This window comes from Sphingomonas sp. LH128, assembly GCF_000293195.2.
In the GTDB taxonomy this organism is placed as follows: Bacteria; Pseudomonadota; Alphaproteobacteria; order Sphingomonadales; family Sphingomonadaceae; genus Novosphingobium; species Novosphingobium resinovorum_A.
This window is the reverse complement of sequence record NZ_ALVC01000338.1, coordinates 94004-102362: the sequence shown is the minus strand read 5'-3', so window position 1 is coordinate 102362 and position 8359 is coordinate 94004. Positions and strand designations below refer to the sequence as shown.

Here is an 8359-nt window from a genome sequence, read left to right as displayed (position 1 = left end):
GGGTGCTGCTGCCGATCCTGACGGCACAGAGCCCTATGGCGGGCGATGTAGGCGCCTGGGCGGGGGCGATCTTCTCGCGCGATGTGCGCTTCTTCGGTGCGGGCGTGATCGGCGTGGCGGCGGTGTGGACCTTGCTGCGGATCGCCGGGCCGGTGATCGGCGGCGTGCGTTCGGCGATGGCCGCGAGCCGCGCGCGCCATGCCGGCGAGGCGCTGGCGATCGAGGAACAGGACCTTCCCATCACCGCCGTAGCGCTCGGCGCGCTGGCGATGCTGGTGCCGATCGCGGTGCTGCTGTGGAGCGTCATCGCCGGTGGTCCGCTGGCCGGGAGCGAACTGGTGCTGATCGCGGGCGCGGTCGTCTTCGTCGTCGTCTTCGGCCTGCTGATCGCGGCGGTCTGCGGCTACATGGCGGGCCTGATCGGTGCGTCGAACTCGCCGGTGTCGGGTATCGGTATTCTCTCCGTCGTCGCTGCATCGCTGATGCTGGTCGGCTTGTTCGGGCGCGATTCCGGCGCAGAGACGTCGTCGGCGCTGGTCGCCTATGCGCTGATCGTGACCGGCATCGTCTTCGGCGTCGCGACGATCTCCAACGACAACCTGCAGGACCTCAAGACCGGCCAGCTGGTCGGTGCGACGCCGTGGAAGCAGCAGGTCGCGCTGGTGATCGGCGTGGTGTTCGGATCGCTGGTGATCCCGCCGGTGCTCGATCTGCTCAACACCGCGTTCGGGTTCGCCGGGATGCCGGGCGCGGGGGCGAACGCCTTGCCCGCACCGCAGGCGGCGCTGATCTCGGCGCTGGCCAAGGGCGTGCTGGGCGGCAACCTCAACTGGACGATGATCGGCTGGGGCGCCGCTGCGGGCGTGGCGTTCATCGTGCTCGACGAAGTGCTCGGCAAGGCCGGACGCCTGCGCCTGCCGCCGCTCGCGGTGGGCATCGGCATCTACCTGCCGATGAGCGCGATCCTGCCGGTCGTGATCGGATCGGTCATCGGCAAGGTCTACGACGGCTGGGCGGAGAAGCGCGCCGATCCCGAATTCGCGCTGCGCATGGGTGTGCTGACCGCCACGGGCATGATCGTGGGCGAGAGCCTGTGGGGCGTCGCCTTCGCTGGCATCGTCGCCGCATCGGGCAGCGATGCGCCGCTTGCGCTTGTTGGCGACGGCTTCGAGGTTCCCGCTTTGGTTGGCGGCACCGCGCTGTTCTTCGCGCTGGTGGCGTTCCTCTACGGTCGCACGCGCAAGCTGGTGGGGTGATCGTCGTCCCGGGCTTGACCCGGGACCGCTGGGTGTCTTTAGCTATGCCCTCTGGCGCAGGGGGCTTCGACAAGCTCAGCCTGAGCGGGATTGAGAGCAGGTCTTCAAATCCCGCTCAGGCTGAGCTTGTCGAAGCCCCATCGGTTCAAACCGCCAGCGGTCGAACGGAGAGGCAGACTTGAAGCACATCCCCTGGATCATCCTCGCGATTGTCGGCGCGATCTGCCTTTCGGTGCTGGCCGTGTCGCGCGGGGAGGCGGTCAATGCGCTGTGGATCGTGGTCGCGGCGGTGAGCTGCTTCCTCGTCGCCTATCGCTACTATGCGCTGTATATTGCGCAGCATGTGATGCGGCTGGATCCGAACCGCGCGACCCCGGCGCTCACCCGCGCCGACGGGCTGGACTACGTCGCCACCGACCGGCGCGTGCTGTTCGGACACCACTTCGCGGCGATCGCGGGGGCGGGGCCGCTGGTAGGGCCGGTGCTTGCGGCGCAGATGGGCTATCTGCCGGGCACCTTGTGGATCATCTTCGGCGTCGTGCTGGCAGGCGCGGTGCAGGACTTCATGGTCCTGTTCATCTCGATGCGGCGGGACGGCAAGTCGCTGGGCGAACTCGTGCGCATGGAAATGGGCGCGGTTGCGGGGACCATCGCGCTGGCAGGCGCCTTCCTCATCATGGTCATCATCCTGGCAGTGCTCGCGCTGATCGTCGTGCGCGCGCTGGCGGAGAGCCCCTGGGGCATGTTCACCGTCGCCGCGACGATCCCGCTGGCGCTGGCGATGGGCATCTACACCCGCTGGATCAGGCCGGGGCGCATCGGCGAAGTCTCCGTGCTGGGCTTCGTCGGCCTGATCGCGGCGATCGTGTTCGGCCAGAACGTCGCGGCTTCCGAGATCTGGGGGCCGCTGTTCACCTTCACCCCGCAGACCTTGTGCTGGATTCTGATCGGCTACGGCGCGCTGGCCTCGCTGCTGCCGGTGTGGCTGCTGCTGGCGCCGCGTGATTATCTTTCGACCTTCCTCAAGATCGGGGCGATCACCGCGCTGGCCGTGGGCATCGTCGTCATGGCGCCGCCGCTGCGCATGCCCGCGCTGACGCAGTTCGTCGGTGGCGGCGGTCCGGCGTGGTCGGGCGCGCTGTTCCCGTTCTTGTTCATCACCATCGCCTGCGGAGCGGTGTCCGGCTTCCACGCGCTCATCGCCAGCGGCACCACGCCCAAGCTCATCGGCAGCGAGACCGACGCGCCGTTCATCGGTTACGGCGCGATGCTGATGGAGGCGTTCGTGGCGATCATGGCCCTCGTCGGCGCCTCGATCCTCGATCCGGGCATCTACTTCGCGATGAACAGCCCCGCCGCCGTGCTGGGCACCGACCCTGTGAGCGCCGCCCATGCGGTGACCGCGATGGGCTTCCCGGTCTCGGCCGACCTTCTGGTCCAGACCGCGCGCGACGTGGGCGAGCACACCATCGTATCACGCACCGGCGGCGCGCCGACGCTGGCGGTGGCGATGGCGGAGATCTTCAGCCATGTCGCGGGCGGCACGGCGATGAAGGCGTTCTGGTATCACTTCGCGATCCTGTTCGAGGCGCTGTTCATCCTCACCGCCGTCGATGCGGGCACGCGCGCCGGGCGCTTCATGCTGCAGGACCTGATCGGCCTTGCGCTGCCCTCGTTCCGGGCGGGGACTTCGTGGCTGCCGGGCGTGGTGGCGACGGCGCTGTGCGTGCTGAGCTGGGGGTTCTTCCTGTATCAAGGCGTCACCGATCCGCTGGGCGGGGTGAACACGCTGTGGCCGGTGTTCGGCATCTCCAACCAGATGCTCGCCGCCGTGGCGCTGATGCTGGCGACGACCGTGCTGTTCCGCATGAAGCAGCAGCGCTATGCCTGGGTGACGGTGATCCCGACCGTGTGGCTGCTGATCTGCACGCTCAGCGCCGGTTCGCTCAAGCTGCTGTCGAGCGATCCGACAGTCGGTTTCCTCGCCCACGCGGCGAAGTTCGGCGCGGCTGTAGAGGCTGGCACGGTGCTGGCTCCGGCCAAGTCGATGGAGCAGATGCAGGCCATCGTCTTCAACGACCGCGTCGATGCGGGGCTTTGCGCGGTGTTCCTCGCGGTGGTGGTGTCGCTGCTGTTCTTCACCGTGCGGACGTGCATGGCGGCCCTGCGTGAGGATCGGCCGACGGTGAACGAGAGCCCCGTGCAGATGGTCCCAGCGGAATGAGAATGCTGCGCCAGATGCTGCGCCTCATGGTAGGGCAGCCGCCTTACGAGGCTTACCTCGCTCACATGGTACGCGCGCATCCTGACGCTACGCCGATGACCCGCGTGGAGTTCTTCCGCAACCGGGAGCAGGCGCGCTTTGGCGGCGCGGGCGGGGGCAAGTGCTGCTAGCCAGCTTCGTCATTGCGAGCGAAGCGAAGCAATCCAGGGCAGCGTAAACCGCCCTGGATTGCTTCGCTTCGCTCGCAATGACGGAAATGGTGAGTCTAAGGCCGCATCACCCAGCCGCCGTCGATGTGGATCGTCTGCCCGGTGATCCACCGCCCGGCGTCCGAGCACAGCAGCAGCGCGGTGCCGACCAGTTCGTCCGGCTCCCCGCGCGAACGCAGCGCGCAGGTCATGTCGAGGAACTGGATGAACGGGGAATCGTCCGGCACCAGCAGCTTGCCCGCGTCCGACTTGACGTTGCCCGGCGCGATGGCGTTGCAAGTGATGCCGTCCTTGCCGAGTTGCTTGGCCAGTGTCGTCGTCAGCCCCACCAGCGCCAGCTTGGAGATGCCGTAGAGCCCGATCGCCGGAAACGCCCCGCCGCTGGTCTGGTTGACGATCCGCCCGCCGCCGCGCGCCCGCATCGAGGGGATCACCGCCCGCGCGCAGAGCAACGCGCCGTTGAGGTTCACCGCGAAGGCGCGGTTCCACGCCTCCAGGCTGACCGTCTCGCAATTGTCGTAGCTGATATCGACCATCAGCGCGGCATTGTTGACGAGGATGTCGATCCCGCCGAACGCCGCGCTCGCCGCCGCGCCCATCGCCAGTGTGGAGGCTTCGTCCGCCACGTCCACGCGCACGCCGATCGCCCGGCCGCCCGCCGCGACGATCTCCTGCGCGACGGCTTCGGCACCTTCGCCGTTAAGGTCGGCCACGACCACTGCCGCACCCGCTTCGGCCAGCCCGAGCGCATAGGCGCGCCCGATGGAATTGCCGCGTCCGCCCGCGCCGGTGACCACCGCCACTTTGCTGTCCAGGCGGAACTGATCGAGGGAAAATTTCATCGTATGGTCCTTCAGCCTGCGGTGATGCCCGCGTCGATGGAGAGGCACGCGCCATGGAAACCGCGCCCGGCGTCCGAGGCGAGGAGGACGATCATGTCCGCCACGTCCTCCACTTCGACGAGCCCGCGCATCCCCGAGAAGCGCTTGAGCAGTTCGAAGTCGCAGCCTTCCGGCGGCACGTAGTTCGCCGCGATGCCGGTCATCATGCCGCCGGGGGCGACGGCGTTGATGCGGATCGGTTGCTTCTGGAACTCCATCGCCAGCGCCTTGGTCATGCCGACGAGGCCCCACTTGCTCGCGCAATAAGCCGCGGCATAAGCCTCGCCGATGTAGGAGGCGCAGGAGGCGACGTTGACGATCGCACCCTTCGTTTCCAGCAAGTGCGGGATCGCCGCCTGCGAGAGGAAGAACGGCGCGTTGAGGTTGACGTCGATGGTCCGCTCGTACCGCTCGCGCGGCATCTCGGGCGTGTTGGCGAGGTATATCAGCCCGGCGACATTGCACAGCGCGTCGAGCCGCCCGAAGGCCGCGACCGCGTTCGCGACGGCGGCGTGGCAGGCGGCGGGGTCGGAAAGATCGGCGACTTCGCTGCGCGCCTCGGCCCCGCACAATGCGGCCGTTTCGGCGAGGCCCACAGCATCGACGTCGACCAGCCACAGCTTCGCACCTTCCGCGCTCAGTTTCAGCGCGGTCGCGCGGCCGAGGCCGGAAGCGGCGCCGGTCACCAGCGCGACTTTGCCGGTCAGATTGAGGTTCTCGAAAATCATGGTGACTCTCCGGTGGCGCCCGCGGCGTCGAGGAACGGCATCGCCGCCAGCGCGAGCGGGTTGCCCGGATGGGCAATCGCGCCGAGCAGGCTTACGTCCTTGAACAGCAGGCTCCCGCCGTGCGCGAAGGCGGGCGGGGCGGGCAGGCGGGCGTAGACCTCGAAGCCGAAGCTGCGCCCGCTCGACGCCTGGATGAGGTCGGCGAGCGCCGCGCGGTCCACGCCCAGCCCCTCGGCGATGGCGAGCGCGCTATGGGCGAGGCCCATGTTGGCAGCGAGCAGGGCGTTGTTGACGATCTTGGCCCGCTGCCCGGCGCCGGCCGGGCCGAGCAGCACGATCTTCGCGCCGAACGTCCGCAGCAAGGGGAGCGCCCTGGCGAAAGCTTCTTCGCTGCCGCCACACATCACGGTGAGGGTGCCTGCCTCGGCCGCCGGGCTGCCGCCGCTGACGGGGGCGTCGAGCAGCAGTACCCCGCGCTTCGCGGCCTGCGCGGCGAGCGCTTCGCAAGTCTGCGGCAGGATCGTCGAGTGGATCGCCAGCACGCTGCCGGAGCGCATGGCTGGCAGCAGCTGGTCGCAGACTTGCACCACGTCCGCGTCGTTGACCACGCAGATGCCGACATGATCGCAGGCCGCGCCGAGGTCCGCCACCGATGCCGCAGCCTTCGCGCCCTTTGCGGCGAACGGGGCGAGCGCCTCGGGCCGCCGGGCCCAGACGATCAGGGCATTGCCCGTCATCATCCGCATGGCGATCGGCGCGCCTTGCGAGCCGAGGCCGATGAAACCCACGTCAGCCATTCCAGGGGAGTCCTTTCTCCACTTTGGCGATCATCTCGATCACCACGGCGTTGATGCGCGAGGCCTTGGGCCAGCCCGCGTGGGTGCCGTACTGGAGGACGAACTCCAGCATTTCCTCGGGCTGGCAGTTGCCGCTCGCCATCGCGGCGTGGATGTGGCTGCGGATCGGGATATCGGCGCCGGATTCGCAGACGCCGACGAGGGTGATCCACCGCCGCGAGGGTTCGTCGAGGCCGCGCCGCCGCCACATCTCGCCGAAGACGAAGTTGTTGATGCCGACCAGATAGGGCGAGTTCGGCGGGCCGGGCGGGAAGGTCATGACCTTCGCGAATTCGGCATGGCCCTGGTCGTTGCGCTCCTGCGCGTCCCAGGGTTCGGCGCGGATCGGCGGCACTTCGGCGGGCGGCAGACCCAGCGCTTCGGCCACGCGGGTGACGGCCCGGTCGAGCCTGCCGCCGTTGCCCCAGCCCGAATAGACCGCGAGGTGGAGCGCCGCCTCGCGCAGTTCGGCGAGGGTCAGCGCGCCGGTGGCGAGCGCACCGCGCACGAAATCCTCGACCTGCCCGTCGGCCAGCCCGCAAGTCGCGGCCGAGGTCATGGCGACGAGGAAGCGGGCGCGGCGGGGCAGGCCGGGCCGGGTCCAGACCTCGGCGAAGACGAAGTCGCGCCAAGATTCCTCCAGCAGCGTGGTCGGGGCGGGGGCTTCGCGTCCGGTGACTTCGGCCTGGGCGGCGAGGCCGGCGGTGCTGCGCGCGGCGGGATCGAGCAGGGTCACTGGAGGTTGATCCACACGTTGCGCACCTGCTGGAATTCGCGCAGGCCCTCGATCCCGCCGAGGCGGCCGTGGCCGGAATGCTTCATGCCGCCGAACGGCACGCAGGGCGTCATCGCCTCGCCCGAGCCGTTGACCTGCACCTGTCCGGCCATCATCTGCCCGGCGACACGGTGCGCGCGGGCGAGGTCGGTGGTGTGGACATAGGCGCCGAGGCCGTAGTCGGTGTCGTTGGCCAGCGCGATCGCCTCCTCCTCGCTGTCGAACGGCGTGACGACGATGACCGGGCCGAACACTTCTGTGCGGGCGATCTCGCTGCCGTGTGCCACGTCGGCAAGCACGGTGACCGGGTAGAATGCGCCGCCCGCGTGATCACCGCCCATGCGCGCACCGCCGCAGACCACGCGCGCGCCCTCTGCGGTGCCGCGCGTCACCATGCCATGGATACGGTCCAGCGCGGCCTCGGAGATCACCGGGCCCATGATCGTGTCCATGGCGAAGGGATCGCCGACTTTCACATGGGCGGCCATGGCCTTGAGCATCTCGACGTAGGGTTCGTAGATCGCGCGCTCGACCAGCAGGCGGGTGCCGTTGACGCAGCCCTGTCCATTGGCGCTGACGGCGCCGGAAAGTCCGCGCTTGGCGGCGGCTTGCAGGTTCGTGTCGGCGAAGACCAGCACCGCCGACTTGCCGCCCAGTTCCAGCCCTACCGGCTTGAGCGATCGCGCGGCGCTGGCGAGGATTGTCTTCGCTGTCGCGCCGCTGCCGATGAACTCGATCTTGTCGATGCCGGGGTGCTCGACCATCGCCGCGCCGACGTCCGTGCCGCCGGTCACGAGGTTGACGACGCCCGGCGGAAAGCCCGCCTGCCGGATCAGTTCGACCAGTTTCATGATCGACCACGGCGCGGTTTCGGGCGCCTTCAGCACAATGCAGTTCCCGGCGGCCAGCGCCGGAGCCATCACCATCGTCGCCGCGAACAGAGGGCCGTTCCAGGGGACGATCACGCCGATGGTGCCGTAAGGTTCATAGGCTACGTAGTCATGCGCCGGGCCGCCCCATGTCGGCACGGTGCGGCCTTCCAGCTTGTCCGCCCAGCCGCCGAAGTAGCGGAACTTCTGCGCCGCATCCGCGCTCATGTGCGGGCCTGCGAGGAGGATCGAGCCGTTTTCCGCGCTCAGCAGCGGGGACATTTCCGCCGCGCGCTCCTCGATCACCGAAGCGAGGCGCAGCATCAGGTCGCGGCGCTTGTCGCCCGGCATCGCGCGCCATGCGGGCTGCGCGGCGCGGGCGGCGGCGACGGCGCGGTCGACGTCGTCGGCGCTCGCCAGGCGGATCTCGCGGGTGACTTCGCCGCTGGCGGGATAGACGTGGGCGAACGTCTCGCCGGTGCCGGCGGCCTCGGCGCTGTCGCCGATCAGGTGCGCGAATTCGGGCAGGGATACGTCAGGCAGGCGGAAGCCCATGGCTTTGCTCTCCTCTCCATCGGCGA

The 8359-nt window shown here is 69.0% G+C and carries 8 protein-coding genes; 3 read left to right on the top strand and 5 right to left on the bottom strand.

From position 1 onward, the window contains the following. From LH128_RS24075 to LH128_RS32475, 3 genes are all read left to right on the top strand, one after another. On the top strand, positions 1-1256 hold a 1256-nt coding region (locus tag LH128_RS24075; protein ID WP_037521108.1), incomplete at its 5' end, for an OPT family oligopeptide transporter. 178 nt (positions 1257-1434) lie between these two features. Further along, entirely contained in the window at positions 1435-3480 is a 2046-nt protein-coding gene (locus LH128_RS24070) for a carbon starvation CstA family protein (protein WP_008832300.1), read from the top strand. 2 nt (positions 3481-3482) lie between these two features. Continuing rightward, entirely contained in the window at positions 3483-3650 is a 168-nt protein-coding gene (locus LH128_RS32475; RefSeq protein WP_008832299.1) for a YbdD/YjiX family protein, read from the top strand. 95 nt (positions 3651-3745) lie between these two features. Here LH128_RS32475 and LH128_RS24065 read toward each other — a convergent pair whose 3' ends face one another. The 5 genes from LH128_RS24065 to LH128_RS24045 are packed head-to-tail and all read right to left on the bottom strand — an operon-like array spanning position 3746 to position 8333. Beyond that, a complete protein-coding gene (locus tag LH128_RS24065) occupies positions 3746-4531 on the bottom strand; it encodes an SDR family oxidoreductase (protein WP_008832298.1) in 786 nt (261 codons plus the stop codon). An 11-nt stretch (positions 4532-4542) separates the two neighbouring features. Next, entirely contained in the window at positions 4543-5298 is a 756-nt protein-coding gene (locus LH128_RS24060; protein WP_008832297.1) for an SDR family NAD(P)-dependent oxidoreductase, read from the bottom strand. After that, positions 5295-6095: an NAD(P)-dependent oxidoreductase gene (locus LH128_RS24055; RefSeq protein WP_008832296.1), complete on the bottom strand. Its 801-nt coding sequence runs from the start codon at positions 6093-6095 to the stop codon at positions 5295-5297. Before LH128_RS24055 ends, LH128_RS24060 begins: the two co-directional genes overlap by 4 nt. Continuing rightward, complete coding sequence (locus tag LH128_RS24050) at positions 6088-6870, bottom strand: carboxymuconolactone decarboxylase family protein (protein WP_008832295.1); 783 nt, start codon at positions 6868-6870, stop codon at positions 6088-6090. The genes LH128_RS24055 and LH128_RS24050 overlap by 8 nt, the downstream gene beginning before the upstream one ends. Continuing rightward, entirely contained in the window at positions 6867-8333 is a 1467-nt protein-coding gene (locus LH128_RS24045) for an aldehyde dehydrogenase family protein (protein WP_008832294.1), read from the bottom strand. Before LH128_RS24045 ends, LH128_RS24050 begins: the two co-directional genes overlap by 4 nt. Between the last annotated feature and the right edge of the window lie 26 nt (positions 8334-8359).